The organism is Tateyamaria omphalii (assembly GCF_001969365.1).
Classification (GTDB): Bacteria; Pseudomonadota; Alphaproteobacteria; order Rhodobacterales; family Rhodobacteraceae; genus Tateyamaria; species Tateyamaria omphalii_A.
In genome coordinates this window covers 1,236,634-1,260,740 of the sequence record NZ_CP019312.1, presented here as the reverse complement: position 1 = coordinate 1,260,740, position 24,107 = coordinate 1,236,634, and the positions used below count along the sequence as shown (strand labels likewise).

At 62.7% G+C, this 24,107-nt stretch carries 25 protein-coding genes and 1 pseudogene; 11 read left to right on the top strand and 15 right to left on the bottom strand.

The window, feature by feature from the left end; genetic code table 11:
- Positions 1-2: 2 nt before the first annotated feature.
- Positions 3-1,277: a DEAD/DEAH box helicase gene (locus tag BWR18_RS06270; protein ID WP_076630161.1), complete on the bottom strand. Its 1,275-nt coding sequence runs from the start codon at positions 1,275-1,277 to the stop codon at positions 3-5.
- A 76-nt stretch (positions 1,278-1,353) separates the two neighbouring features.
- Here BWR18_RS06270 and BWR18_RS06265 point away from each other — a divergent pair, with 76 nt between their 5' ends.
- The 7 genes from BWR18_RS06265 (at position 1,354) to BWR18_RS06235 (ending at position 6,256) form a co-directional block, all read left to right on the top strand.
- Positions 1,354-1,773 carry a Fur family transcriptional regulator gene (locus BWR18_RS06265; protein WP_076627185.1) on the top strand — a complete coding sequence of 140 codons (420 nt, stop codon included), beginning with the start codon at positions 1,354-1,356 and terminating at the stop codon, positions 1,771-1,773.
- 18 nt (positions 1,774-1,791) lie between these two features.
- On the top strand, positions 1,792-2,490 hold the full coding sequence (locus BWR18_RS06260; RefSeq protein ID WP_076627184.1) for an NYN domain-containing protein: 699 nt from the start codon (positions 1,792-1,794) through the stop codon (positions 2,488-2,490).
- A 4-nt stretch (positions 2,491-2,494) separates the two neighbouring features.
- Entirely contained in the window at positions 2,495-3,370 is an 876-nt protein-coding gene (locus tag BWR18_RS06255; RefSeq protein WP_076627183.1) for a DMT family transporter, read from the top strand.
- 67 nt (positions 3,371-3,437) lie between these two features.
- Positions 3,438-4,712 (top strand): phosphopyruvate hydratase, encoded by a 1,275-nt coding sequence (gene eno / locus BWR18_RS06250; protein WP_076627182.1) that lies wholly within the window; start codon positions 3,438-3,440, stop codon positions 4,710-4,712.
- Positions 4,713-4,732: 20 nt separating this feature from the next.
- A complete protein-coding gene (locus BWR18_RS06245) occupies positions 4,733-5,326 on the top strand; it encodes a DUF4433 domain-containing protein (RefSeq protein ID WP_254684940.1) in 594 nt (197 codons plus the stop codon).
- Entirely contained in the window at positions 5,319-5,837 is a 519-nt protein-coding gene (locus BWR18_RS06240; protein WP_076627180.1) for a GNAT family N-acetyltransferase, read from the top strand. Before BWR18_RS06245 ends, BWR18_RS06240 begins: the two co-directional genes overlap by 8 nt.
- Positions 5,834-6,256 carry a cupin domain-containing protein gene (locus tag BWR18_RS06235; RefSeq protein WP_076627179.1) on the top strand — a complete coding sequence of 141 codons (423 nt, stop codon included), beginning with the start codon at positions 5,834-5,836 and terminating at the stop codon, positions 6,254-6,256. The genes BWR18_RS06240 and BWR18_RS06235 overlap by 4 nt, the downstream gene beginning before the upstream one ends.
- Here BWR18_RS06235 and BWR18_RS06230 read toward each other — a convergent pair.
- On the bottom strand, positions 6,243-7,346 hold the full coding sequence (locus BWR18_RS06230) for an anhydro-N-acetylmuramic acid kinase (RefSeq protein ID WP_076627178.1): 1,104 nt from the start codon (positions 7,344-7,346) through the stop codon (positions 6,243-6,245). The two genes, BWR18_RS06235 and BWR18_RS06230, sit on opposite strands and share 14 nt — an antisense overlap.
- Positions 7,347-7,410: 64 nt before the next feature.
- Here BWR18_RS06230 and tyrS point away from each other — a divergent pair, with 64 nt between their 5' ends.
- Positions 7,411-8,652 carry a tyrosine--tRNA ligase gene (gene tyrS, locus BWR18_RS06225; RefSeq protein WP_076627177.1) on the top strand — a complete coding sequence of 414 codons (1,242 nt, stop codon included), beginning with the start codon at positions 7,411-7,413 and terminating at the stop codon, positions 8,650-8,652.
- Positions 8,653-8,692: 40 nt separating this feature from the next.
- On the opposite strand, the gene lpxB is transcribed toward tyrS, so the two are convergent.
- The 13 genes and pseudogenes from lpxB to pyrH all read right to left on the bottom strand — a co-directional run bounded on the left by lpxB (position 8,693) and on the right by pyrH (position 20,874).
- Positions 8,693-9,850 (bottom strand): lipid-A-disaccharide synthase, encoded by a 1,158-nt coding sequence (lpxB, locus tag BWR18_RS06220; RefSeq protein WP_083957827.1) that lies wholly within the window; start codon positions 9,848-9,850, stop codon positions 8,693-8,695.
- Positions 9,847-10,746 carry an LpxI family protein gene (locus BWR18_RS06215; RefSeq protein WP_076627175.1) on the bottom strand — a complete coding sequence of 300 codons (900 nt, stop codon included), beginning with the start codon at positions 10,744-10,746 and terminating at the stop codon, positions 9,847-9,849. The genes lpxB and BWR18_RS06215 overlap by 4 nt, the downstream gene beginning before the upstream one ends.
- Positions 10,746-11,534 carry an acyl-ACP--UDP-N-acetylglucosamine O-acyltransferase gene (gene lpxA, locus BWR18_RS06210; RefSeq protein ID WP_076627174.1) on the bottom strand — a complete coding sequence of 263 codons (789 nt, stop codon included), beginning with the start codon at positions 11,532-11,534 and terminating at the stop codon, positions 10,746-10,748. The genes BWR18_RS06215 and lpxA overlap by 1 nt, the downstream gene beginning before the upstream one ends.
- Positions 11,531-11,995 carry a 3-hydroxyacyl-ACP dehydratase FabZ gene (gene fabZ, locus BWR18_RS06205; protein WP_076627173.1) on the bottom strand — a complete coding sequence of 155 codons (465 nt, stop codon included), beginning with the start codon at positions 11,993-11,995 and terminating at the stop codon, positions 11,531-11,533. The genes lpxA and fabZ overlap by 4 nt, the downstream gene beginning before the upstream one ends.
- A 69-nt stretch (positions 11,996-12,064) precedes the next feature.
- Positions 12,065-12,604, bottom strand: coding sequence for an OmpH family outer membrane protein (locus BWR18_RS06200; RefSeq protein ID WP_254684939.1), 540 nt, complete (start codon positions 12,602-12,604; stop codon positions 12,065-12,067).
- Positions 12,605-12,608: 4 nt separating this feature from the next.
- Positions 12,609-14,855 (bottom strand): outer membrane protein assembly factor BamA, encoded by a 2,247-nt coding sequence (gene bamA, locus BWR18_RS06195; protein ID WP_076627172.1) that lies wholly within the window; start codon positions 14,853-14,855, stop codon positions 12,609-12,611.
- A gap of 237 nt (positions 14,856-15,092) precedes the next feature.
- Entirely contained in the window at positions 15,093-15,218 is a 126-nt protein-coding gene (locus BWR18_RS22255; protein ID WP_255450628.1) for a hypothetical protein, read from the bottom strand.
- Between the two features lie 93 nt (positions 15,219-15,311).
- Entirely contained in the window at positions 15,312-16,661 is a 1,350-nt protein-coding gene (rseP, locus tag BWR18_RS06190) for an RIP metalloprotease RseP (RefSeq protein ID WP_076627171.1), read from the bottom strand.
- Positions 16,662-16,666: 5 nt separating this feature from the next.
- Entirely contained in the window at positions 16,667-17,836 is a 1,170-nt protein-coding gene (dxr, locus tag BWR18_RS06185) for a 1-deoxy-D-xylulose-5-phosphate reductoisomerase (RefSeq protein WP_076627170.1), read from the bottom strand.
- Positions 17,833-18,618: a phosphatidate cytidylyltransferase gene (locus BWR18_RS06180; protein WP_076627169.1), complete on the bottom strand. Its 786-nt coding sequence runs from the start codon at positions 18,616-18,618 to the stop codon at positions 17,833-17,835. Before BWR18_RS06180 ends, dxr begins: the two co-directional genes overlap by 4 nt.
- Entirely contained in the window at positions 18,615-19,361 is a 747-nt protein-coding gene (gene uppS, locus BWR18_RS06175) for a polyprenyl diphosphate synthase (RefSeq protein ID WP_076627168.1), read from the bottom strand. Before uppS ends, BWR18_RS06180 begins: the two co-directional genes overlap by 4 nt.
- Before the next feature lie 126 nt (positions 19,362-19,487).
- Positions 19,488-20,051 (bottom strand): ribosome recycling factor, encoded by a 564-nt coding sequence (frr, locus tag BWR18_RS06170; RefSeq protein WP_076627167.1) that lies wholly within the window; start codon positions 20,049-20,051, stop codon positions 19,488-19,490.
- 92 nt (positions 20,052-20,143) lie between these two features.
- Positions 20,144-20,874: pseudogene (gene pyrH / locus BWR18_RS06165) on the bottom strand (UMP kinase).
- A gap of 72 nt (positions 20,875-20,946) precedes the next feature.
- Between pyrH and miaA the strand changes: the two are divergent.
- From miaA to BWR18_RS06150, 3 genes are all read left to right on the top strand, one after another.
- Positions 20,947-21,828, top strand: coding sequence for a tRNA (adenosine(37)-N6)-dimethylallyltransferase MiaA (gene miaA / locus BWR18_RS06160; protein WP_076627166.1), 882 nt, complete (start codon positions 20,947-20,949; stop codon positions 21,826-21,828).
- 72 nt (positions 21,829-21,900) lie between these two features.
- Entirely contained in the window at positions 21,901-22,689 is a 789-nt protein-coding gene (locus BWR18_RS06155) for a helix-turn-helix transcriptional regulator (RefSeq protein ID WP_076627165.1), read from the top strand.
- Between the two features lie 364 nt (positions 22,690-23,053).
- Positions 23,054-24,100, top strand: a complete 1,047-nt coding sequence (locus tag BWR18_RS06150; protein ID WP_076627164.1) for an ABC transporter permease — start codon at positions 23,054-23,056, stop codon at positions 24,098-24,100.
- Positions 24,101-24,107 lie beyond the last annotated feature (7 nt).

Genomic DNA, 24,107 nt, shown 5'->3' with positions numbered 1-24,107 from the left:
CGTTACGCGCTTGGCCCCTTCGGCTTCGGTTTGCGCCTCCGCCGGTTCGACGGCTTTGATGTGCCCGGCGCACCGGGGCGTCCGCCGCCGGGCTTAGCACCCGGACGGCCACGTCCCCGCCCACCCGCAGGTTTGGCATTCGGGTCCGGCACCGGCTCCCACGCGCGACCTGACAGGACAGGGATCGACAGCTTCATCACCTTCTGGATGTCCTTGAGGTAATCCATCTCCTCCGGCGCACAGAACGCCACGGCAGAGCCATCCTTGCCCGCCCGCGCCGTCCGCCCAATGCGGTGCACATAGGCTTCGGGCACATTCGGCAGTTCGTAGTTATAGACGAACTTCACATCTGGAATATCCAGCCCTCGCGCCGCCACATCGGTGGCCACCAAAACCCGTATCTCACGTGCCTTGAAGGCGGCCAGCGCACGCTCCCGCTGGCCCTGCCGCTTGTCGCCGTGAATGGCCGCGACCGCAAAGCCCTTCCGCTCCAGCGCACGCGCCAGCCGATCCGCACCATGCTTGGTGCGGGTAAAGACCAGCGCCCTGTTCTCACGGTGCTTGTCCAAGAGTTCGATCAGCAGCGCCGACTTCTCGGCCTTGGCGATAAAGTGCACCCCTTGGGTCACCTTGTCCGCCGCCTTGCCGGGCGGATTCACCTCGATCCGGATCGGTTCTTGCAAATAGGACTGCGCGATCTCGTTCATCTGCTTGGGCATTGTGGCGGAAAACAGCATTGTCTGCCGGTCCTCACCCATCAACTCGGAAATCTTGCGCAAGGCATGGACAAAACCCAGATCCAGCATCTGGTCCGCCTCATCCAGCACCAGAAACCCGGTGTCGGCCAGCCTGATGGCCCTCCGCTCCACCAGATCCAGCAAACGGCCCGGCGTTGCCACCAGAATATCGGCACCCTTCGCCAAACGCTGGATCTGCGGGTTGATGCTCACACCGCCCACAACGATCTGCACGCGCATGCTGGTCAACTCGCGCAGCACCGCGGCGATCTGCCCCGCCAGCTCGCGCGTGGGGGCAAGGATCAGGCCGCGGGCCGTCTTGGGCGCCGGTTTGCCGCCCTCCTCCATCAGCCGCGCAATCAGTGGAATGCCAAAGGCCGCCGTCTTGCCCGTGCCGGTCTGGGCCAGCCCCATCACGTCGCGCCCATTCAGCGCATGCGGTATCGCCTGCGCCTGGATCGGGGTCGGCTGGGTCAAACCCATCTCTGCGACGCGGCGCGCCAACGCGTCGGGCAGGTTCATCATATCAAAATCGCTCATGGTTCCCAGTGAACCCATCGCCCCCCAGCGTCAACCGCAATTGCCCCTGCCGCAACCTTTCGGTACACCCGCGCCCATGACCGCCAAACGCGCAACTCTTACCGACCGCAGCGAAGCCAAGGGGCTGCGCATGACCCACCCCCGCCGGGTGATCGCGCAGGTGCTTGAGGCGTCCGAAGACCACCCGGATGTCGAAGAGCTTTACAACCGCGCCAGTGCCGTCGATTCGGGCATCTCCATCGCCACGGTCTACCGCACGGTCAAACTCTTCGAAGAGGCTGGGCTGCTCGACAAGCTGGAGTTTGGCGACGGACGCGCCAGGTACGAAGATGCCGAACGCGAACATCACGACCACCTGATCGACATGAACTCGGGCGAGGTGATCGAGTTCGTCGATGAAGAGATCGAAGCGCTTCAGGAAAAAATCGCCGAAAAGCTGGGCTATGAACTGCGCGGGCATCGGCTGGAACTCTATGGTGTGCCGCGCAAGCGGTGACCGACAGAAAGGGGCCACATGGCCGACCGTGACCGCCCGCTGCTTGCCGTGCTGATTGACGCCGACAACGTGCCTGCCAAATTCGCCGACGCCGTGCTGCGCGAGGTGACCTCAATCGGTGAGCCGGCCCTGCGCCGCGTCTATGGCGACTGGTCCTCGGGCCGGCTCAAGGCGTGGTCGGACCGTATCCTTGAACTGGGCCTCGTCGCGCATCAGGATACGTCGAACACCACAGGCAAGAACGCCAGCGATATCGGCCTTGTGATCGACGCGATGGATATCCTGCACGGCCGCCGCTTTGACGGGTTCGTCATCGTATCATCGGACAGCGATTTCACGGCCCTTGCCAACCGCTTGCGCGAGGATGGTCTGATGGTCATCGGCATTGGCGAAGCCAAGGCGCCCGAAGCGCTGCGCAATGTCTGCAACCGCTTTATCCTGATCGAAAACCTGGTCACCGACGCCGCCCCGGCCAAGGGACGCGCCGCGATCAAGGACGCGCTGCCGCTCATCGAATCTGCGATGGACAAGATCGACCAGGATGACGATTGGTACGCGCTGGGCCAGATCGGTCAGGCGATCCAGAACGCCCACCCCGATTTCGACACGCGCACCTACGGGCACCGCAAGCTGTCTGCACTGGTGCAGGCGCTCAAAGGGGTCGAGACGCGCAAACAGGGCAACCAGCTGATGATGCGGCTCAAGCGGACGGGCTGATTTCATGGACAATCTGCGCGGCGCGGCCATCATGGTGCTGGCGATGCTTGGCTTCGCCATCGAGGATGCAGTCATCAAGTTCCTCGCAGGGGCTTTGCCTGTCGGACAGGTGGTCGGATTTCTCGGGATTGGCGGCACGCTGGTCTTCGCCTTGATCGCGCGTGCGCAGGGACAACGCTTGTGGGACCCTGCCTTTCTCTCGCCCGCCATACTCATCCGCAACCTGGCCGAAGTGATCGGGCTGATCGGTTTCGTCAGTGCCCTCGCGCTGATCCCGCTGTCGACCGCCTCGGCCATCCTCCAAGCCGCGCCCCTGCTGGTGACACTCGGCGCCGCCCTCTTCCTGGGCGAGGATGTGGGCTGGCGTCGGTGGGCTGCCATTTTTGTCGGCTTCGTCGGAGTGATGCTGATCATCAAACCCGGCACGGCGGCGTTCGACTGGAAACTGCTCTTTGCCGTGATGGGCGTTCTGGGCCTCGCTGCCCGTGATCTGGCCACCCGGAGGGTCCAGGCTCAGGTCAGTTCGGTCCAACTCAGCTTTCTGGCCTTTCTTGTCGCCATACCGGGTGCTGTGATCCTGCTCTATATGGGCGGTGACCAGATCGTCACACCCACTCAAACACAGCTGGGCCTGTTGTTTGCATCGGTCGCCATCGGCTGCCTTGCCTATTTCGGGATCACAGTCGCGATGCGCGTGGGTGAGATCAGCTTCGTCACCCCGTTCCGCTACTCGCGCATGGTCTTTGCCCTGATCCTCGGCATGCTCGTGTTCAACGAACGACCCGATGCGCTGACCCTGTTTGGGGCCGCCATCATCATTCTGTCCGGGCTCTACACGCTTTGGCGCGAGCAGATCAGGAAATCACCGGATACAGCGTAAAACCCCTTGTTGGTAGCGCAATGACCGCGCTAGACGCTGCGTAACTTTTCACGACAGGAGCCCTCCCATGAGCACCATCATCGACATCCACGCCCGCGAAATCCTCGACAGCCGCGGCAACCCGACGGTCGAGGTCGATGTGACCCTCGAAGACGGCACCATGGGCCGCGCCGCCGTGCCCTCGGGCGCATCCACCGGCGCGTATGAGGCCGTGGAAAAGCGCGACGGTGACAAGGCGCGCTACAAAGGCAAGGGCGTGCTTGAGGCCGTGATGGCGGTGAACGGAGAGATTGCCGAGGCCCTGGTGGGCATCGACGCCACCGAACAGGTCGAACTGGACCGCGCCATGATCGAACTGGACGGCACCGACAACAAGGGCCGTTTGGGCGCCAACGCCATCCTAGGCGTGTCTCTCGCCGCCGCCAAGGCCGCCGCAGACTGGACCTCGCAACCGCTCTACCGCTACGTAGGCGGCACCTCCGCCCGCATCCTGCCCGTCCCGATGATGAACATCATCAACGGCGGCGAACATGCCGACAATCCAATCGACATCCAGGAATTCATGATCATGCCGGTGGCTGCGGACAACATCCGCGAAGCCGTGCGCATGGGGTCCGAAGTGTTCCACACGCTGAAAAAAGAGTTGTCGGATGCGGGCCTCTCCACAGGCATCGGCGACGAGGGCGGCTTTGCGCCCAACATCAACTCCACCCGCGATGCACTTGATTTCATTTTGAAATCCATCGAAAAGGCAGGCTACACGCCCGGCGACGACATCCACCTGGCCCTTGATTGCGCTGCCACGGAATACTTCAAAGACGGCAAGTATGTCCTTGCAGGCGAGGACAAAACGCTCTCGTCCGAAGAAAACGCCGCCTATCTCGAAGCGCTCGTGAACGACTACCCCATCATCTCGATCGAGGACGGCATGGGCGAGGACGACTGGGACGGCTGGAAAGCCCTGACTGACGCTATCGGCGACAAGGTGCAGCTTGTCGGCGACGATCTGTTCGTCACCAACCCCGTCCGTCTGGCCGAAGGCATCGAACGCGGTTGCGCCAACTCCATGCTGGTAAAAGTCAACCAGATCGGCAGCTTGACAGAAACACTTCAAGCCGTCGATATGGCCCACCGCGCCCGCTACACTAATGTTATGTCCCACCGCTCGGGCGAGACGGAGGACGCGACCATCGCCGACCTCGCCGTCGCCACAAACTGCGGCCAGATCAAGACCGGTTCGCTTGCTCGTTCCGACCGGTTGGCCAAGTACAACCAGCTGATCCGGATCGAAGAGATGCTGGGCGAAACCGCAGAATACGCAGGCCGCTCGATCCTCAAGTGACGGGCGAATTTGTCAAAGCCGTGGGCGGCAAAGTCGCCCACGTCACCGCGTCCAGCAACCTGCCCTCGATCCACGCGCACGGCCTTTTGCCCGCAAACACTCTCGCGGCACAGGAAGGCATCGACCACACGGAACTCGCCCTGCGCGACCACCGGATGCAGGTCGGCGCCGCCAGACTCAACCACCAAAAACCCATCCTTCATGGCCTCAAAGCCGCCCACCGCATACTGGATGGCCACACACCCGCAAGCTGGGCCCACCACCTCGACACCCGTGTCTTCCTATGGCCCGAACGCAAGGGCCGCGCCTTTGCCGCATCCATCCAACGCGATCTCGACATCACGATCCTCTGGCTCGACACCGCCAAATTGGCCACGGCACTGCGCGATCACATCGACCTCAGCCCCATCAACTCCGGCAACTTCACCCAAGGCGGCGCGCATGCGCGCCGGGGCGACTGGCTCTATGTCCCCCTCAGCGCAGGCCTCGACACCTTCCGCCAGAACCGCTGCAAACGCGGGCTGAAAACCACACCGGACACGGTCACCGAAATCTCCCTCCGCTGCCCCATTGCACCCGACCTGCTGGCCGACCTACTGATAAGGCATGACTGACCTCACCATCCGCCCTGCCACCCCCGCCGACATGGACGACATCGCCCGGCTCTGCTGGGCCTACCGCGACCTCCTGCTGACACGCGAGGCGGGCCTGCCGCCGCTAACGGCGACTTTCTACCCCACCGACACCTACCAAGCGCTGATCAACGACCTGCCCCGCATCCACGCCCGGCCAACGGGCGACATCCTGCTGGCCGAGATCGACAACACCGCAGTTGGCTGCGCCATGTACTACCCCATCCACCTGGACGACGTGACCGAGTTGAAACGCGTCTATGTCGACCCATCCGCCCGCGGTCTTGGGGCCGGGCGTCAATTGATCGAACACGCTATGACCTGCGCGCGCGCCGACGGGTACAGCCGCATGGTGCTCGACACGATGGCACCGCTGACCGAAGCCATCGCGCTCTACCACCGGCTAGGCTTTCAGCCCTGCGCGCCTTATTACGAAGAGCCGGTTCCACCGCATTTCCTGCCCCACCTACGCTGTTTTGAGCACCCGCTATGACCCCTGACGACATCATCGCCCACCTGAACCTCGCCCCCCATCCCGAAGGCGGTCACTACCGCCAGACCTGGGTCGCGGAAAACGATGGCCGCCCCACCGGCACCTGCATCTACTTCCTGCTGAAAGCGGGCGAAGCCAGCCACTGGCACAAGGTCGACGCCACCGAAGTCTGGCTCTACCACGCAGGCGCACCCCTGATCCTGTCGATAAACGCCAGCGATAACGGCCCGGCTAAGGATCATATCCTAACCCCAGACCTCACCAAAGGCGCGCCCCAAATCATCGTCCCCGAACACCACTGGCAAGCCGCCCGCAGCACCGGCGATTACACACTGGTCAGCTGCACCGTCTCCCCAGGCTTCCAGTTCGACGGCTTCACGCTCGCCCCACCTGGTTTCGACATCCCTAGGGGTAACTGACGGTTCCGCCACCCACGGCGGCCCGCACGCCGGTCGTCCCCGGACAAGACGTCGGCAAGCCCCGCGCCACCCGCACCGCGAGGTATGCAAAGGCCTGCGCCTCCAGCATATCACCATCCAGACCCACATCCTCAACCGGGCGCACAGGACAGTCCAGCGACACCTCCAGCATCTTCATCAGCACCGGATTGTGCCGCCCGCCCCCCGTGACAAGCACCCGGGACGGCATCCGCGGACAATGCTGCATCGCCTCCGCCACACCGGCGGCACACATGGCCGTCAGGGTGGCCGCCGCATCCGCATCGCTGAGTTCACTGACCAAACCGATCATCTCGGCAAAATCATTCCGGTCCAATGACTTGGGCGGCATCCGGGCAAAGAACGGCTCTGCCAGAAACAACTCCAACGCCCCCGTCTCGACCGTCCCCGACGCCGCAATGCGACCGCCCTCATCGAACGGCACACCCAAACGCGCCTGCACCAGATCGTTCACAGGCGCATTGGCAGGCCCGGTGTCAAAGGCCAAAAGCGCCCCCTCCTCCTCGGGCCGCGCCGCCGCCGGATCAACCCACGTCAAATTCCCGACGCCGCCCAGGTTCAGAAACGCGACCGGCCCATCCGCCTCGATCCACTTGGCACAGGCAAAATGGAAAAACGGGGCGAGCGGCGCGCCCTCGCCGCCCAACTCCACATCTGCCGTTCGAAAGTCCCACACAACCGGGCGGCCAAGCGCATGGGCCAGCGCGGCGCCGTCGCCCAATTGCAACGTCCCTTGCAGGCGCGGCGCATGGGCCACGGTCTGCCCGTGAAACCCAACCAGGTCGACATCCTCAAAACGCGACAGCAACGCCTCATGCGCACGCATGACCACATCCGTCGCAGGCGCCAACACCGGGCCATGCCAAGCCCCAAGTGCTGCGCGCAAGATCTTACGCTCGTCGCATGTGTACTCCCGATAATCCTGCGGGCCGAAGCCGTGAATGACCACCCCATCCGTCTGCAACACCGCCGCATCCACACCGTCCAGTGACGTGCCCGACATCGCCCCAAGGGCCGTGATCACCGCCCCTTTTTCCCTGACCTTATCCATGGTCTTTTCCTTTGCCCGTCCCCCGCTTATAGACTGCGGCAGCGCTGATCCAAGGACAAGCCAAATGACCTACACGCCCCGTTCCGATTTCCTGCACGTGATGCAAAGCCGCGGCTTTCTTGCCGATTGCACAGACCTGCAATCGCTGGATGAGTTGCTGCTGACACCGGGGCAGTCGGCCTATATCGGCTTTGACGCGACGGCCAAGTCGCTGCATGTGGGTTCGCTCATCCAGATCATGATGCTGCGCTGGTTCCAGAAAACCGGGCACAAGCCGATCACCCTCATGGGCGGCGGCACGACGAAGGTGGGCGATCCGTCCTTCCGTGCCGATGAACGGCCCCTGCTGGACGCGGCAGCGATTGACGCCAATATCGCCGGCATCAAACAGGTCTTCTCGGCCTATATCGACTACGATGCCGGGGCGCAGATGCTGAACAATGCCGAATGGCTCGACGATCTGAATTACCTTGATTTCCTGCGCGACATCGGGCGGCATTTCTCGATCAACCGGATGCTTTCGTTTGAATCCGTCAAATCCCGCCTCGACCGCGAACAGTCGCTGTCATTCCTCGAATTCAACTACATGATCCTGCAAGCCTACGATTTCATGGAGTTGAACCGCCGCTATGGCTGCATCCTGCAAATGGGCGGCAGCGACCAGTGGGGCAACATCGTGAATGGCATCGACCTGACCCGTCGCGTGATTCAGTCCGAGGTGTTCGGCCTCACCTCACCGCTTTTGGAAACGTCCGATGGCAAGAAGATGGGCAAGTCCCAATCCGGCGCGGTGTGGCTGAATGCGGAGATGCTCAGCGCTTACGAGTTCTGGCAGTTCTGGCGCAACACCACCGACGCCGACGTGGGCCGCTTCCTCAAGCTCTATACCGAGTTGCCCTTGGATGAATGCGACCGACTGGGTGCCCTTGAGGGATCCGAGATCAACGAGGCCAAAGCCCGCCTCGCGACAGAAATCACCACGCTCCTGCACGGCGCCGACGCCGCAGCGGCAGCGGCTGACACGGCGCGCGAAGTCTTTGAAAAAGGCGGCGTGGGTGATGACCTCCCCACCCTGACCCTCTCGGCCTCGGATGTGGGCGACGGCATCTCCATCGTGCAGCTGATCGTCAAATCCGGCCTCGCCGGATCGGGGAAAGAGGCCAAGCGCCTCATCGCCGAAGGTGGCGCGAAGATGAACGATGCGCCCCTGACCGAAGCAGGGACAATGATCGACGCGTTAACCCTTTCCGAGCCGATCAAGCTCTCTGCAGGCAAAAAGCGGCACGCACTGGTCCAAATCGGTTAATTTTGAACCGTACGGTCAATTCTGTCCCCGCGGGGACAGATCACCCCATCCGCATCAAAACCGCCCGCGCGGCCCGCAACCCCGGATCCGCACCACCGCGGCCCAGCAGGTCCATCGTCAGCTCCATCGCGTCCCTCTGCGCGGACGGATCGGCCAGCAGCCCTTCCATGGCGGCGACCACGTTGTCGACGGTAAAATCCTTGCCCACCACCTCGGGCACCACGCGCGTCTCGGAAACGTGGTTGATCAGGCTGCCCGTATCGGTCGTCACCATCCGACTGATGATCGCGCGGCTCAGCCAGTGCAGATCATAGGCGCTGACCATCGGCGTCCCCGCCGCCGCGAGTTCCAGTGACACGGTGCCGGAGGTCGCAAGCGCCACATCCGCAGCGCCAAACGCAATCCGCTTTTCGCTGGCCGCGGCGTCAGGATCCTGACCGGTCGGGTCCAGCACAAGAGGACTGACCGGCCACTTCGCGACCGCCTCGCGCACCAGCGGCGCCACCGCACCAGCGGCCGGCAGAACCATCTTCATGTTCGGCCGTTTCCGAGCCAGCCAGCCCAGAGCCACACCGAACGTCGGCGCCATCCGCTTGATTTCTCCCCGCCGGGATCCCGGCAGGACAAGGAGCAGCGGATCGGCATCCCGCAGCCCGTGGCGCGCGCGAAACGCGGCCGTCTCTGCCACGCTGGCGCGGGGAACGGTTGCGGCAGGGTGGCCGACAAAATCGCACGCCATGCCTTCGGCTTCCATATACGGTGGCTCGAATGGGAAAAGGGCGAGGACGTGGTCGACCATCGCCGCCATCTTCTTGGCGCGGCCCGGGCGCCAGGCCCAGACCGTGGGGGCCACGTAGTGCACGGTTCGAATTTCGGACCCCGCCTTGACCAGCTTGGCGACACGCAGCGAGAAATCTGGGCTGTCGATGGTGATCAGGACGTCGGGTTTCTGGTCGATGATGGCCCGGACCGTCTCGGCGATGCGGCGTTTGAGGTGGCGGTACTTCGGCAGCACCTCGGCAATGCCCATGACACTGAGTTCGGACATGTCGAAGCGGCTGACAAGGCCTTGGGCCTGCATGAGTGGGCCGCCGATGCCGTCGAAAGTGACCTCTTGCGCCTCCTGTTTCAGTCCGGCCATCAGCGCACCGCCCAGAGCATCGCCCGATGGCTCGCCCGCGATGACAAAGACCTTCAGCGCACCCACAGAAACAGCCCCGCCTCATCGAGCACGCGCACGACCTCGTCCCGGCCGAGAACCATCACGCCGTCCGCCTCAAGGACAAGGCCGTCGAGACGTGCCGCAACAGCCGCACGCGCCGTGTCAGGGCCGATGGTCGGCAGATCAATGCGGCGATCCTGTCCAGGTTTCGGCGCCTTGAAAAAGATCCCGCCACCGGGCTGGGCCCGCGCCTCGGCCACGGGGCCGGAAAGCCAGTCGGCGGCGTCATCCAGCATGTCCCCCACGAAATCCATGGCCGCGGCAAATGGATCATCGCCCGGCGGCGGCATCGGCTTCACCGGGCGCTCCAGCAGCCCGCGCAGCATCGCGTCGGTGCCGCGTGCATCCTCGCGCGCAATGACCTGACCGGACCGGATCACGCAGGACTGGCCCTCGTCCACCCTGCCCTGCTCGATGGACACCTCTTCGGCGGCCTGGACCTGCAGGTCGATGTCGTCAGGCACCCGCACCTGCGTCAGCACGCCGGACGGGGGCAGCAGGTCCGGCACCAGTTCATGCGCGCCGCGCACCGTCATGTCGCGCGTCTCAAACAGGCCGAGCACCGCGCGCAAGGCCGCATCTTCGCCCGCCTTCACCGCCTTGGCGATGGTGGGCACGAGAGGCATCGTGCGGGCGTCGAGGCGCAAAGGATTGAAGCCGGGGCGCTGGATCGCGCCGCACAGGCACACATCCGTCACACCGCGCTGCTTGAGCGTATGGAGCAGCGTGCCGATGGTTTCGATCCGGAACCAATGATCCACCTGAAGTCCATCGGGTGCGTATCCTTCGAGCGCGCATACAAGGGGCGGTGACGATTGCGCGCCCGCCACCACCGCGGGCAGCGCGCCCGTTCCCGTGACCAGCGCCAGCATCAACGCGGCGTCAGGAACGACCGGTCGCTGTCGCCCATCACAAACGCCACGATCTCGCGCACATATTCGCTGTCGGTTTCCTTGCCCAACCGCTCGGCCCGGTCGTGAAAGGTGCCCTCGCCCTGCGCCAGCATCTGGAACGCGGCCCGCAACGCGGTGATGTCGCTGCGCGCCACGCCCTTGCGCTTGAGGCCCACCAGGTTCAGCCCATCAAGGTCGCCGCGCGGTGCCTGTACGAGCCCGTATGGAATCACATCGTTGGTCACCATCGTCACGGCGCCGATGATGGCCCCCTTGCCGATGCGCACGAACTGATGGATGCCAGACAAACCGCCGACGATCACGTCATCCTCGAGAATGCAGTGACCCGCGACGGCAGCAGAGTTCACAACAATGACCCGGTCGCCCACATGGGCGTCATGGGCAATGTGGCAGCCCGCCATGAACAGGCCGTCATCGCCGATGCGGGTGACGCCGCCACCGCCCTCGGTGCCGCTGTTCATCGTGACATGCTCGCGGATGCGGTTGCGCTTGCCGATGATAAGGCGGCTTGCCTCGCCCTTGAATTTCAGGTCCTGCGGCACTTCGCCGATGACGGCAAAGGGAAAGATCGTTGTGCCCTCGCCCACTTCGGTCTGGCCGGTGACGACCACATGACTTTTCAGCGTGACGTCCGGGCCAATCACCACATCGGAGCCGACAACGCAAAACGGCCCAACCGTTGCCGTGGGGTCGATCCGGGCCCCCGGTTCGACAACGGCAGAAGGGTGCACGCCTGCGCCACTCATGCTTTGGGAATGTCCATCATGGCCGTAAACTCGACCTCGCACGCCATTTCGCCTTCGACCTCTGCGATGCCGGCAAATTTCCAGACCTTGGCGCCGGGCTTGCCGCGGGTCGTTGTGAGCTTCAACTCTAGCACATCACCCGGCACGACCATACGGCGGAATTTGCACTTGTCGATGGACATGAAATAGACCAGCAGCTCCTTGTCCGCGAGGTCGAGCGCGACACCGACCATCACGGCCGCCGTTTGTGCCATCGCTTCGACAATGGTCACGCCGGGCATGATCGGGTGGCCGGGGAAGTGACCCTGAAAATGGGGTTCGTTCATCGTCACATTCTTGATGCCCGTCGCGCTGGCGTGGCCGTCGATATCGACGACCTTGTCCACCAGCAGGAACGGGTATCGGTGCGGGATGATCCGCTGGATCAGGCCGATATCAGCGGTTTTCAGTTCGGAAGTCATGTCGTGCTCGGCCCTTTTGTCTTGTTTCCGTTTTTGCCTAGCAAGAGCGGCGCAGGCCCGCAAGCGCGCCTATTGCTGTTCGCTGCCGTCGCCCAATGACTCGTCCATCCGGGAGATTGCAAGGTCGGTGATGTCGATGGCATTTGCGCTGACAAAGACGCTCCGCTGCTCGAGGATCACGGCCGCGCCTGTGTCGCGCATGATCTCTTCCAACACTGGCGCAGCAGAGATCAGGAACCGGTCCCGGTTTTCTTCGAGCAGGTCGGCAATGGCCCGGCTGCGGGCGTCGCGGTCGCGGCGAATGGCTTCGACGCGGGCGTCGAACGCGTCAGCCAAGGCCCGAAACGCGTCGGGCGCCATATCCGCGCGCTGGTCTGTCAGCGCGCGCTCTTCGGCCTCGAGTTCAGTTTCGATGCGGCGGTTGTCTTCGGCCAGTTCGGATGTCCGTGCCTCGATCTCGTTCAGCACGCGCTGGCCAAAGGCGCTGTCACGGTAAAGCCGCTCACTGTCGATGGTCAGGATCGGGCTGCGCACATCTTGCGCGGGAGATGACGCGGCCCAGGACAGGGCCACGACAAGAATTGCAAGGGCGCGCGCCAGTCGGCCCATCCGATCAGAATGTGGTCGAGATGGTCAAGTCAAAGGACTGTTCGCGGTCGAATTCCTCTTTCTTCAGGGCGTTCGAGAAGTTCAGGCGCAGCGGACCGATGGCTGTATCCCACAGGATCGAGAAGCCGATCACGTGGCGGAACGACCCACCCTCGCCCACGACGTTGCCGCCGGACAGATCGACCGAGTCAAGATCCCACAAGTTGCCGACATCGTAGAACAGACCGCCGCGAATCCCGAGCTCCTCCGGCAGGCCAAGCGGGAACTCTGCTTCGAACCGGGCCGCGACAAAGATGTTACCGCCAAGTGGGTCGGGATCGTCCCCCGGCACATTCAGGTCACGCGGGCCGATGCCGCCCGGTTCAAACCCACGAATGATGTTTGGCCCCAGCACGAAGCGATCCACTGTCCGGTTGGTCCCGCCATTCCACGCGAGATACCCGGCTTCGAAAGAGGCGCGCAGTGTGACCTCTTCGTTGAAGGCAAGGCGTTGACCGACGACGCGGCCACGGGTCCGGATGAATTCGGCATCACCGCCAAGCCCCGAAAAGTCCTGCGAGAACTCCACAAGCACACCCGCGTTGGGGTTCAGCCCACCCTCGCGCGTGTCGTAGGTGTAGGTGTATCCGATCGAGGAGGCCACCTGTTCACCGACATCAATTTCGCGCTGCACGATCGCGCCGTTGACGACCGTTTCGCGTGCCAGTTGTTCATTCGCAAGATACGAGTAGTTCAATTGCAGCCGCCCGCGTTCGCTGATCGGGAATGTCAGGCTGGGCCGGAACACGAGGGATTCCGTGTCGTAGTTGGCAAAGCTCGAGTCCGTCTCGCTGTATTGCAGGTTCAGGCCGAATGCGACGTCGCGCCCCAGGAAAGCAGGTTCGATAAATGTGATGCCGTACTGCTCTGATTCCTCTGCCGTGGAGAAGTTGAACCCGAGGGTCTGGCCGCGCCCCAAGAAGTTGCGTTCGGTGAAGCTGACCAGCAGACCGAACCCGTCATCCTGCGAGAACGCACCACCGAAGTTCAGGGAGCCTGTGGGCTGCTCTTCCACATCGACGTCGATCACGACCTGGCCCGGCGTGGAGCCTTCGCGTGCGTTGACGTCGGCGACGCCAAAGTAGTTCAGCGCCCGGATGCGTTCGGCCGCATCGCGGATTTCGCGCGGGTTGAACGGGTCGCCCTCGGCAATCCGGAACTGGCGGCGGATCACACGGTCAAGCGTGGTCGTGTTGCCTTCGATGTCGATGCGTTCGACGAAGACGCGTGGCCCGCGTGAGATCACAAACTCGACGTCGAGGGTCAGGTCGCGATCATTGCGGATCACGCGCGGCTCAACCCGCAGGAAGTCGACGCCTTCGCGCTGGCCCTGACGTTCAAGCCGGGTGATTTCGTTCTCGACCAGCGTCGGGGAGTAGATGACGCCGGGGCGTACCCGGATCAGATCCTGGTAGGCGTCGCCGTCGACCTCGGGCAATTCGCTGACCACCGAGATCTCGCCAAAGGAAAATTGCTGCCCCTCCTGTACGTTGAACGTCAGGAAAAAGCCGTCGCGTTCTTCGGTCAGTTGGGCGTTTGAGCTGACGATCCGGAAATCGACATAGCCGCGCGAGCTGTAGAAGTCGCTCAAGACTTGTTTGTCGAATTCAATCCGGTCTTCGACCAGCGTGTCGCTCTGGATCAGCAGCCGGAACAGGCCCGCCTGCTTGGTGTCCAGAACGCGGCGCAGGCGACGGTCCGAATAGACGCGGTTGCCCACGAAGCTGACGCGCTCGACCTCGACGACGTCGCCCTCGAAAATCTCGAACACCAGATCGACGCGGTTATCGGTGCGGCGGATGATCCGGGGCGTCACACGGGCGGCCACGCGGCCCTGCGTGCTGTAGGCTTCGGCGATGGCGCCCGCGTCCCGTTCGGCCTGTGCCGGGGAAAACACGCGGCGTTCCTGGCTTTGCACGGTCGCAGAAAGCGCCTCATCATCAACCCGGCGGTTCCCCTCGAAAGAAATGCGGTTGATCGTCGGGAACTCAGTGACCGTGATCAGCAATGTGCTGCCCTGAGCCGCGACGGACACGGTTTCGAACAATCCGCTGTTTTCGAGGTTCTGCCGTGCGGCGTTGACCTGGCCGGCGGTCAGGGTTTGTCCCGGTGCGATTCCTGCACGTGCAAGGACCGCGGCGTCGCCGACCCGCTGGTTTCCGTCCACGACAATGCGCGAAAACTGAAAGCTCTGCGCTTGTGCCGGGATCATGGTTCCGACCCAAGACATTGACACCAGTGCGAAAATTGCTGCTCTAAAAAACGCCTTGCGCCCGCACGTCCGTGCTTGCGCGATTACGCCCCTCAACCCCAGTCCCATGGTTTTGCCCCACGTGTTCAGACATACAATATCAACGTGAGTAACGGCATTGCGAGGGCTTGTCAAAAGCGCAAAACCCCGTGGATCAACACGAGGCGGGTAGCACATCTTGTGGATAAATACCGGAGCCTAGAGACTGCCCACCCAGGCACCAGCAGCCAGCGCACCGGCCAAAGTCGCGCAATAAAGCGCGCGATCCCAGTTCAGCATCATCAACAGGCTCAAGCCCCTGTATCCGCTTTGAAGTGTCTGCATCAATCCATCCTCTGACACGCGCGGAGATACAAAGCGATTGCGGCAGCAGATGGGACCGAATGTGGCCGAATTGGGGCAAAGGCCCCGAACGCGTTAAGGGCAGAACAGGTCGTTGCCGACCGCAAAGATCATCAAACTGAGCACCAGCGTCAGGCCGAACGCCATCAGGACACGCAGCGCACCATCGCTGGGTGGCTTGCCGGTCACAGCCTCGTAGGCATAAAACACGAGGTGCCCCCCATCGAGCGCGGGAATGGGAAAGAGGTTCAACAGGCCTACAGCCGTGGAGAGGACCGCAATGAACCATACGAAACTTTGCGCGCCTTGGCTGGCCATTGTGCCGGAGACCTGCGCGATGCCGATGGGCCCGGACAGGTTGCAGGTGCTGATCGCACCCGTGATCATGTGACCAAGGCCCGAGATAGAGCCCGTGATGATGCGCCAGGTCTGTTCGACGCCGCCGGTGACGGCGTCCACGACGCCCGGCGCTTCGCTTGCCGGGTCGAAAGCGTTGCCGCTCGCCACGCCGATCCGCCATTGCGTCGCAAAGCCGCCGCCGTCCTGCGGCTCGTCCACGCGCTTTGGGGCGAGGCTTTTTTCCAGCGTTTCCCCGCCCCGCCAGACGCCGAGTTCAAGCGTGGCGCCATCAGACCCTTCGACCGCACTCACCAGTTGGCGAAAGGCAAAGACGGGCTCGCCATTTATGGATGTGATGACATCGCCCTGCTCCAGGCCTGCGGCGAGCGCCGCACTGCGGGGTGTCACCGACCGCACCAAAGGCGGGCGCAGGTATGGGCCCTGCACCACCATGCGTTCGCCATCACGCTCAACCGTATACTCAAGCTGCGGCGCGATAGTCAGGTTGGCGATGAGATCCGCGTAGGCCGGGTCCGACAGGCTGGGCACCGGCGTGCCGTCGATTTCAAGCACGACATCGCCCGGTTGCAGGTCCTGCGCCCCTGTCGGCAGAGTGTAGAGTTCGCCAACCGTCAGCGGGTCACGCGGAACGCCGTTGCTGTAACCGACGATGGCAAAGACCATGATCGACAGCACGAAGTTGAAAGCAGGGCCAGCCGCCACCGTTGCAGCGCGCGCCCAGAGTGGCGCGCCGTGCATGGTGCGGCGCAAGGCGGCGGGGTCCGTGGACACGGCCTCCATCGCTGCTTCGTCCTTGCCCGATGCTGCATTGGCGTCGCCCGCGAACTTCACGTAGCCGCCAAAAGGCAGTGCCGCGATCTGCCATTTGGTGCCGCGCTTGTCCACGCGGCTGTAAATCACGGGGCCGAACCCGATCGAGAACACATCGGCATGGATGCCCGACCACCGGCCGACGATGTAGTGGCCATATTCGTGGATCGCGACAATCACGCTGAGCGCGACGATGAAAAAGAAGATGGTCCAGGCAAAGCCGCCAAAGGCGGGAATCAGGGCCGAAATGTCCAAGGGTTTTATCCTGCTCTCTGCTCGATCACGCTGCGTGCCGCTTGTCGTGCCATTTGGTCCGCAGCGTACACGTTATCAAGGGTCATTGGGGCATCAATATGGCCCGGGTCTGTGTCATTCAGCACCTGATCGACCACCTGTGCCATGGTCTGGAAGCCGATCCGGCCTGCGATAAACCCATCAAGCGCCGTTTCCTTGGCGGCGTTGAAGACGGCGCCCGAGAGGCCGCCCCGCTCCATCACGTCGCGTGAGAGGCGGAGGGCGGGCCAGCGTTTTTCGTCCGGGGGGCGGAAGGTCAGCGCGCCAATTTGCGCCAGATCGAGCCGTTCCACGGGCAAGGCGCGGCGGTCGGGCCAGTGCAAAGCGTAGCCGATGGCGTGGCGCATGTCGGCTGGACCCACATGCGCCATCAGCGCCCCGTCGGTGAAACCGACCATGGCGTGGATCATGGATTCGGGGTGCACCAGCACTTCGATCTGATCGGGGTGAACGCCGAAATATTCACGTGTTTCAATGAGTTCCAGCGCCTTGTTGAACATCGACGCGCTGTCGATTGTGATGCGTTGGCCCATGTCCCAGTTGGGATGCGATGAAGCCTCGGCCAAGGTTGCGGTGGCCAATTTTTCAAGCGGCCAGTCGCGGAAGGCGCCGCCGCTGGCGGTGATGATGATCCGTTCGACGGCGTCCATGTCTTCGCCCACGAGCGCCTGAAAGACAGCGGAATGTTCGCTGTCGACGGGCAAAAGGCGGGCGTTGTGTTTTTTGGCGGTGGAGAGGATGAGTTGGCCGGCGCAGACCAGCGATTCCTTGTTGGCCAGAGCCAGTGTCGCCCCCTGTTCAAGCGCGCAGAGACCGGGCGCAAGGCCCGCGGCACCGACGATGGCCGACATGACCCAGTCGGCGGGCCGGCATCCGGCTTCGGTCAGGGCTGTCTGTCCTGCCGCGGCTTCAACGCCGCTGCCCTGAAGAGCGGTGCGCAAATCCTCCAGCCGGGTGTCATCCGCGGTGATCGCGATGTCGGCGTGCAGGCGGATGGCGTCAGCGGCCAATTGGTCGATATTTGCAGCCCCGGTCAGGGCGACCACGTCATACGCCCCGGGATCGCGCGCGATCAGGTCGATGGTGTTCTGGCCGATAGAGCCCGTCGCGCCAAAGATCGACACCTTGCGCGTCACAGCACACCGCCCGGAAAGCCCGCAACCTGGCCCAGCATCAGAAGGAACACGGACGCGCCCAGCATGCCGTCGAAGCGGTCCAATACGCCGCCGTGGCCGGGGATGAGGGACGAGCTGTCCTTGACCCCCATGCGCCGTTTCATGGCGCTTTCGCCGATGTCGCCCATCTGGCTGGCCATCGACAGAGCCACGGACACGCCGATCAGTTGCAATGTGGCCTCGGTATTGATGGCAAAGACGGCGCCGACGGCCCCTGCCCCGATCCAGCCCGCAACCGTCCCGGACCATGTTTTCTTGGGGCTAACACGGGGCCAGAATTTAGGGCCGCCAAAGGCGCGGCCCGCGAAGTAGCCGACCACGTCTGTGACCACGACCACCATGACCAGCCAGGTCATCCAGCCAAAGCCAAGGTCATCGCGCACCTGCATGATGCCGAAACCGGCCATCAGCACGAGCACGGTAAAGATCATATACGTCGAACGGTTCTGCGCCAGTTGTCCCAGCCCGACCATGCAAGGGGCCAGCAGGATTGGCAGGGCAAAGCCTATTGGAAGGTAGATCGCCAGCAACACCGCAACGCCCGACACCGCGCCGAGCTGGAGCGCGAGGCTGGCTTGGGTCGGAGACACGATACGCACCAGTTCCCAGACCATCAGGCCGCAGACGAGAGCCACCAGGACATGAAATACGTCTCCACCCATCCAGATACCCCAGATGCCGACCAGCACCATGAGCAGGCCCGAGCCCATGCGGGCGGCAAGGTCGGACCACTTCTCGGTCATTTTTTAACACCGCCGAACCGGCGATCACGCATCCCGTAAGAGGCGCAGAGGCGGGTGAACTCCTCGCGACTGAAATCGGGCCAGAGCGTGTCGATAAATTCGTATTCGGAATAGGCCGACTGCCAGAGCAGGAAGTTCGAAATCCGCGCCTCGCCACTGGTGCGGATCACCAGATCGGGATCGGGCAGCACGTAGGTGTCGAGGTATTTGGGCAGCGTTTCCTCGTCCACGGTGTCGGGGTGGAGTTTGCCGTCGGCCACGTCGCGCGCAAGGCGCTGCGTGGCGCGCGCCACCTCGTCGCGGCCGCCGTAGTTCAGGGCGATGGTCAGGTTGACGCTGGTGTTGCCCGCCGTCAGCGTCTCAAGCTCATCCATCAGGGCAATCAGCTTTGCATCGAGCCGCACGCGGTCTCCGATGAACCGCACGCGGGCGCCGAATTGGTTCAGTGACCGCGCTTCTTTCGAGATATAGCGCCGAAACAGGCTCATCAGCCCGGCCACCTCGACCTGAGTGCGTTTCCAGTTTTCGGTCGAGAAAGCAAAGATCGTCAGGTATTCGACGCCGATGTCGGGGCAGGTTTCCACCACCTCGCGCACACGGCGGGCGCCTGCGTGGTGGCCGAACAGCCGCGGACGGCCCCTTTGGGTGGCCCAGCGTCCATTGCCGTCCATGATGATGGCGACGTGGCGGGGGCCGGTATGAGAGGCATCTGCGATGGTGTTTTCCTTGGAATATCGGCGCAATGTCCGTGAACTGGGGGCCGCCCTGTTGGTGTCTTGGGCTCCACCCTTTGATGTCCCGGGCTCTGCCCTTTGACAACCCAAACGCTCCCCCGGAGCGTTTACCGGGCCAAAGGCCCGGTGCGGTTGTCAAACCTGCATGATCTCCGCTTGCTTGGTTTCAAGCGCTGCATCAATGGACTTGATGTACTTGTCCGTCATCTCCTGCACTTCGTCCTGCCAAAGCTTTTCATCGTCCTCAGACATGCCGTCAGCCTTGGCTTTCTTGATCTGGTCCATGCCGTCGCGGCGCAGGTTGCGGATGCTGACGCGGGCGTTTTCGGCGTAGCTGCCCGCGACCTTGCCCAACTCGCGGCGGCGTTCCTCGTTCAGTTCGGGGATGGGCAACATGATGATCGTGCCGTTGAGCTGTGGGTTGATGCCGAGCCCGCTCTCGCGAATGGCTTTCTCGACCTTGCCCACAAGCCCCTTGTCCCAAACGTTGACGGTCACCATCCGCGGCTCGGGCACATTCACGGTACCGACCTGGTTGATGGGCGTCATCGACCCGTAAGCGTCGACCATCACCGGCTCCAGCATCGAGGCCGAGGCGCGGCCCGTGCGCAGTGATGCAAATTCAGTCCTGAGGTTTGCCATGGCGCCGTCCATCCGGCGCTCAAGGTCGTCTGTGTCCAGCATGAAATCGTCAGACATGGTATTCCCCGTATTTCTTTTGTTCGCCTAAAAGGGCGTTTCATACGCATATAAATCAAGCCGCGCGCATATGACCAGCGTCAGTTGTGCCGCTAGCCCTGTACGCGCGTGAATGTGCCCTTGCCTTCGAGGATTTCCTTGAACCCGCCGGGTGTATCCAGCGGAAAGACGATCAGCGGCAGGTTGTTGTCACGGGCCAGCGCAATGGCCGAGGCATCCATGACGCCCAGACGTTTTTGCAGGACCTCGTCATAGGTGACGACATCGTAGCGTTTGGCGTCGTCGTGTTTCTTCGGGTCCTTGTCATAGACACCATCGACGCCGTTCTTGCCCATGAAGATGGCCTCGCACGACATTTCGTTCGCGCGCAGGGTGGCTGCGGTATCGGTGGTGAAATACGGGTTGCCCGTTCCAGCGGCAAAGATGCAGACCCGCTTTTTCTCAAGGTGGCGCACGGCGCGGCGGCGGATATAAGGCTCTGCCACCTCGTTCATTGTGATCGCAGAGATGACACGGGTGAACACCCCCGCCCCTCAAGGGCCGATTGCATGGCGAGCGCGTTCATCACTGTGGCGAGCATCCCCATGTAGTCAGCGGTTGTTCGTTCCATCCCCTGGGCGGACCCTTGCAAGCCACGGAACACGTTGCCGCCGCCGATGACCATGCAGATCTCGACGCCCATGTCGTGAACGGCCTTCACTTCGCCTGCGATCCGTTCGACGGTTGGCGGGTGCAACCCAAAGCCCTGATCGCCCATCAGCGCCTCGCCCGAGATCTTCAGCATGACCCGTTTGAAAGCTGCCTGTGTTTCGGTGTCGGTCATGGTGCGCCCCCGCTCTTTGAATTTGCGCGCAACCTGTCCTAAATGCGGGCAGGTTTCAATGGACGACACGACATGATCCGCGACCTGATCGCCAAATTACCCAAGGACCTGCCGGTTCTGATCGCGGGGCCCACTGCGTCGGGCAAGTCGGCGCTGGCGTTGGCCATTGCTAAGGCGCAGGGCGGGGTCATCGTGAATGCCGATGCGAGCCAGGTCTATGACTGTTGGCGGGTGCTGACGGCGCGCCCTTCGGCCGAGGAGGAAGCGCGCGCACCGCACCGTCTTTATGGTCATTTGCCCTATGACGCGCCCTACTCAACCGGGCATTGGCTGCGTGAGGTCACGCCGCTTTTGGACGGGGCACGACCGATCATTGTAGGGGGCACCGGACTTTACTTCAGCGCGCTGACCGAGGGGCTGGCCGATATTCCGGACACGCCGCCCGAGGTTCGTGCGCATGCCGATACGCTGGATCTGAACCAGATGCTGGCCGCTCTGGACCCCGAAACCACAGGACGGATCGACACAGAAAACCGCGCCCGCGTACAGCGCGCGTGGGAAGTTCAGCGCGCCACCGGGCAGCCCCTCGCCCATTGGCAGGATCAGACGCGCGACCCTGTTCTGGGCGCGGGTGCCTTTTCCGGTGTCGTCATGGATAGTCCCAAAGAGTGGTTGACCCCGCGTATCGCGGCACGGTTCAACCAGATGCTGAACGGCGGCGCGCTTGAAGAAGCCCGAGCGATGCTGGGCAGATACGATCCCTCCCTGCCCTCGTGCCGTGCTATTGGTGTGGCAGAGACCATGGAAGTGGTGCGGGGCGAGTTGGATCACACGGCGGCAATCGAGCGGGCAACGATTGCAACCCGCCAATATGCCAAGCGGCAGCGCACATGGTTTCGCGGCCGGATGGCGGAATGGCACTGGATTTCCGCACCCGCCCTGGTTGAGCCTTGACATAATTAAAGCGGGAGCGGCCAATGCGGCAAAGAATCGCCCGATTTACTTGTCCAAAACGGACCATCGCCCATGTCTCTGCCCCCGGTCGAGATCAAACCGCTTAGCCAGCTGACGCTCGGTCAGGACTGGCGCATTGCACTGGCTCATGACCGCCCGGAACACCTTGTCATATGGATCACCCGCGGTCAGGGGCGGCTGTTGCTGAACGGCACGAGACGCGGCGTTGGCACGCACAATGCGCTGACCATTCCGCCCCGCACGCTTTTTTCGCTGGAGCTTGGACGGCAGGGGATCGCCATGGTGGCCCTGATCCCCGATGGCACCGATGTCCGCCTGCCGGTCGGGCCGCGGCAGTTGCGGGTGCGAGAGGTTGATGCCATCGGGGAGTTGACCGGTATATTCGAGGCGGCGCACCGCGAAATGACCCAGGGCCGTGCGCTGGCCCAGGATGCGATTGATGCGCAGATGGCGCTGATGTCGGTGTGGCTGCGGCGCCAGATTGCGCTGCCCGAGCACCTGCCCGTCGCCATGAATGCCGCCGCACGGTTGAGCGCACGGTTTTGCGAGCGGGTGGCCCGCGACCACGCCGATGGGCTGTCGATGGCAGAGCATGCGGCGGAACTGGGCGTCACCGCCACCCACCTGACACGCGCCTGCAAGGCCGCGACCGGGCGCACCGCCGCCGATTTGCTGACCGAGCGGATATTGTATGCGTCGCGCATGGCGCTGATAGAAACCACCGTTCCGATCCAGGACATTGCCCGGCATCTGGGCTTTGGATCAGCGGCCTATTTCACCCGATTCATGCAGCAGCACACCGGACAGACGCCCACGGCGCTGCGTAAAGCGGCGCGGTAACCCTTTGGGTCGAATTTTGCATGCGGGATCGGCGATGTCGCAAACAGGATATGCAAATGTCGCAAATGTGTTCCGATTTTTGCAACCTCCCCGTTGACCTGTGTGCATATCTGTTGCCTCATACGGCCAGGGAACAACAAAGACCGCAGATGTGCACGAATTTGTCCGGGCCAAACCGGATGATCGCACGTAGAGCCACCACATCGGCTCACTTCGGTCACTGGGGGCGTCAGTGTAGGCATATTCAACACCCACTCCATTATTTGGCTCACATGAGCCATGCCAGAGACGTCGCATAAAGAACGTCCGGCAGACAAAACGCGGCGGACCCTACCCGCCCGAAGCCACCCAACAGGGGCGATATATGGGACTTTTTATACTCAGACGACTGGGCGTGATGCTGCTGACGGCGCTGTGCCTGACGTTCATCGTGTTCTTTCTGACCAATCTCTATCCAAATCTGGAAAAGCTGGCCAAGACCCAGGGCAACTTCCGCATGACGGACGAGGCCGTGGCAAGCTGGCTGGATGATCGCGGATATCTCGACAACACTTTTGTGAAATATGGCCGCTGGCTTGGCGTCGCGCCCGGCTGGGTGACGGAAAAGGACGACGGCACCGTCACCGGCCAGTGTTTCCGCGAAAACGCGCCGGTCGAGGAACGGTCCACTTTCTGCGGGGTGTTGCAGGGCGATTGGGGCTTTTCACTGGTGTTCAAGGATGAGGTCAGCAGCATCGTCGCCACCAGGTTGGGTGCAACGGGCAAGCTGATGGGATTTGTCCTTCTGGTTATGGTGCCCATGTCGCTGATCGTGGGTGTTTTGGCAGGCATGCGTGAGGGGTCGGGACTGGACCGATCACTCTCGACGTTCTCCATCGCGACGACGGCGACGCCGGAATATGTGTCTGGTGTGATCTTTATCGCGGTTTTTGCCTCGTCTGCATTTGGGCTCAAATGGTTCAAGGGATCGGCCACGCAGGCCATTGAAAACGCCACCTTCGAAAACTTCACCCTGCCGGTCCTGACCATCGCGCTGTATGGCATGGGCTATATCGCGCGGATGACGCGGGCCAGCATGACCGAGGTGATGACGGCGCAGTATATCCGAACGGCGCGATTGAAAGGCGTGAGTTTCGGCAACATCGTTCTGAAGCACGCTCTTCGCAATGCGCTCATCGCGCCCTTCACGGTGATCATGCTGCAGATTCCGTGGCTCTTGAACGGTGTGGTGATTGTCGAGACGCTGTTCAACTACAAGGGCTTTGGCTGGCTCTTGGTGCAGGCGGCAGGCAACAACGACATCGAACTGCTCTTGGCCGTGTCGGTCGTATCCGTTGTCGTGGTGCTGATCACGCAGCTGATTTCGGACATCGGCTACGTATTCCTCAACCCGCGCATTCGCATTTCCTAAGGAGGCT

What these genes read in the sequence shown, in the direction of transcription:
- BWR18_RS06260 (WP_076627184.1), top strand. Translation starts at nt 1,792, where the DNA reads ATGGCCGACCGTGACCGCCCGCTGCTTGCCGTGCTGATTGACGCCGAC.
- miaA (WP_076627166.1), top strand. Translation starts at nt 20,947, where the DNA reads ATGATCCGCGACCTGATCGCCAAATTACCCAAGGACCTGCCGGTTCTG.
- frr (WP_076627167.1), bottom strand. Translation starts at nt 20,051, where the DNA reads ATGTCTGACGATTTCATGCTGGACACAGACGACCTTGAGCGCCGGATG.
- BWR18_RS06150 (WP_076627164.1), top strand. Translation starts at nt 23,054, where the DNA reads ATGGGACTTTTTATACTCAGACGACTGGGCGTGATGCTGCTGACGGCG.
- BWR18_RS06265 (WP_076627185.1), top strand. Translation starts at nt 1,354, where the DNA reads ATGACCGCCAAACGCGCAACTCTTACCGACCGCAGCGAAGCCAAGGGG.
- BWR18_RS06155 (WP_076627165.1), top strand. Translation starts at nt 21,901, where the DNA reads ATGTCTCTGCCCCCGGTCGAGATCAAACCGCTTAGCCAGCTGACGCTC.
- BWR18_RS06230 (WP_076627178.1), bottom strand. Translation starts at nt 7,346, where the DNA reads ATGGATAAGGTCAGGGAAAAAGGGGCGGTGATCACGGCCCTTGGGGCG.
- BWR18_RS06270 (WP_076630161.1), bottom strand. Translation starts at nt 1,277, where the DNA reads ATGAGCGATTTTGATATGATGAACCTGCCCGACGCGTTGGCGCGCCGC.
- BWR18_RS06255 (WP_076627183.1), top strand. Translation starts at nt 2,495, where the DNA reads ATGGACAATCTGCGCGGCGCGGCCATCATGGTGCTGGCGATGCTTGGC.
- BWR18_RS06240 (WP_076627180.1), top strand. Translation starts at nt 5,319, where the DNA reads ATGACTGACCTCACCATCCGCCCTGCCACCCCCGCCGACATGGACGAC.
- eno (WP_076627182.1), top strand. Translation starts at nt 3,438, where the DNA reads ATGAGCACCATCATCGACATCCACGCCCGCGAAATCCTCGACAGCCGC.
- BWR18_RS06200 (WP_254684939.1), bottom strand. Translation starts at nt 12,604, where the DNA reads ATGGGCCGACTGGCGCGCGCCCTTGCAATTCTTGTCGTGGCCCTGTCC.
- BWR18_RS22255 (WP_255450628.1), bottom strand. Translation starts at nt 15,218, where the DNA reads ATGCAGACACTTCAAAGCGGATACAGGGGCTTGAGCCTGTTGATGATG.
- BWR18_RS06180 (WP_076627169.1), bottom strand. Translation starts at nt 18,618, where the DNA reads ATGACCGAGAAGTGGTCCGACCTTGCCGCCCGCATGGGCTCGGGCCTG.
- tyrS (WP_076627177.1), top strand. Translation starts at nt 7,411, where the DNA reads ATGACCTACACGCCCCGTTCCGATTTCCTGCACGTGATGCAAAGCCGC.
- bamA (WP_076627172.1), bottom strand. Translation starts at nt 14,855, where the DNA reads ATGATCCCGGCACAAGCGCAGAGCTTTCAGTTTTCGCGCATTGTCGTG.
- fabZ (WP_076627173.1), bottom strand. Translation starts at nt 11,995, where the DNA reads ATGACTTCCGAACTGAAAACCGCTGATATCGGCCTGATCCAGCGGATC.
- lpxA (WP_076627174.1), bottom strand. Translation starts at nt 11,534, where the DNA reads ATGAGTGGCGCAGGCGTGCACCCTTCTGCCGTTGTCGAACCGGGGGCC.
- BWR18_RS06215 (WP_076627175.1), bottom strand. Translation starts at nt 10,746, where the DNA reads ATGCTGGCGCTGGTCACGGGAACGGGCGCGCTGCCCGCGGTGGTGGCG.
- BWR18_RS06235 (WP_076627179.1), top strand. Translation starts at nt 5,834, where the DNA reads ATGACCCCTGACGACATCATCGCCCACCTGAACCTCGCCCCCCATCCC.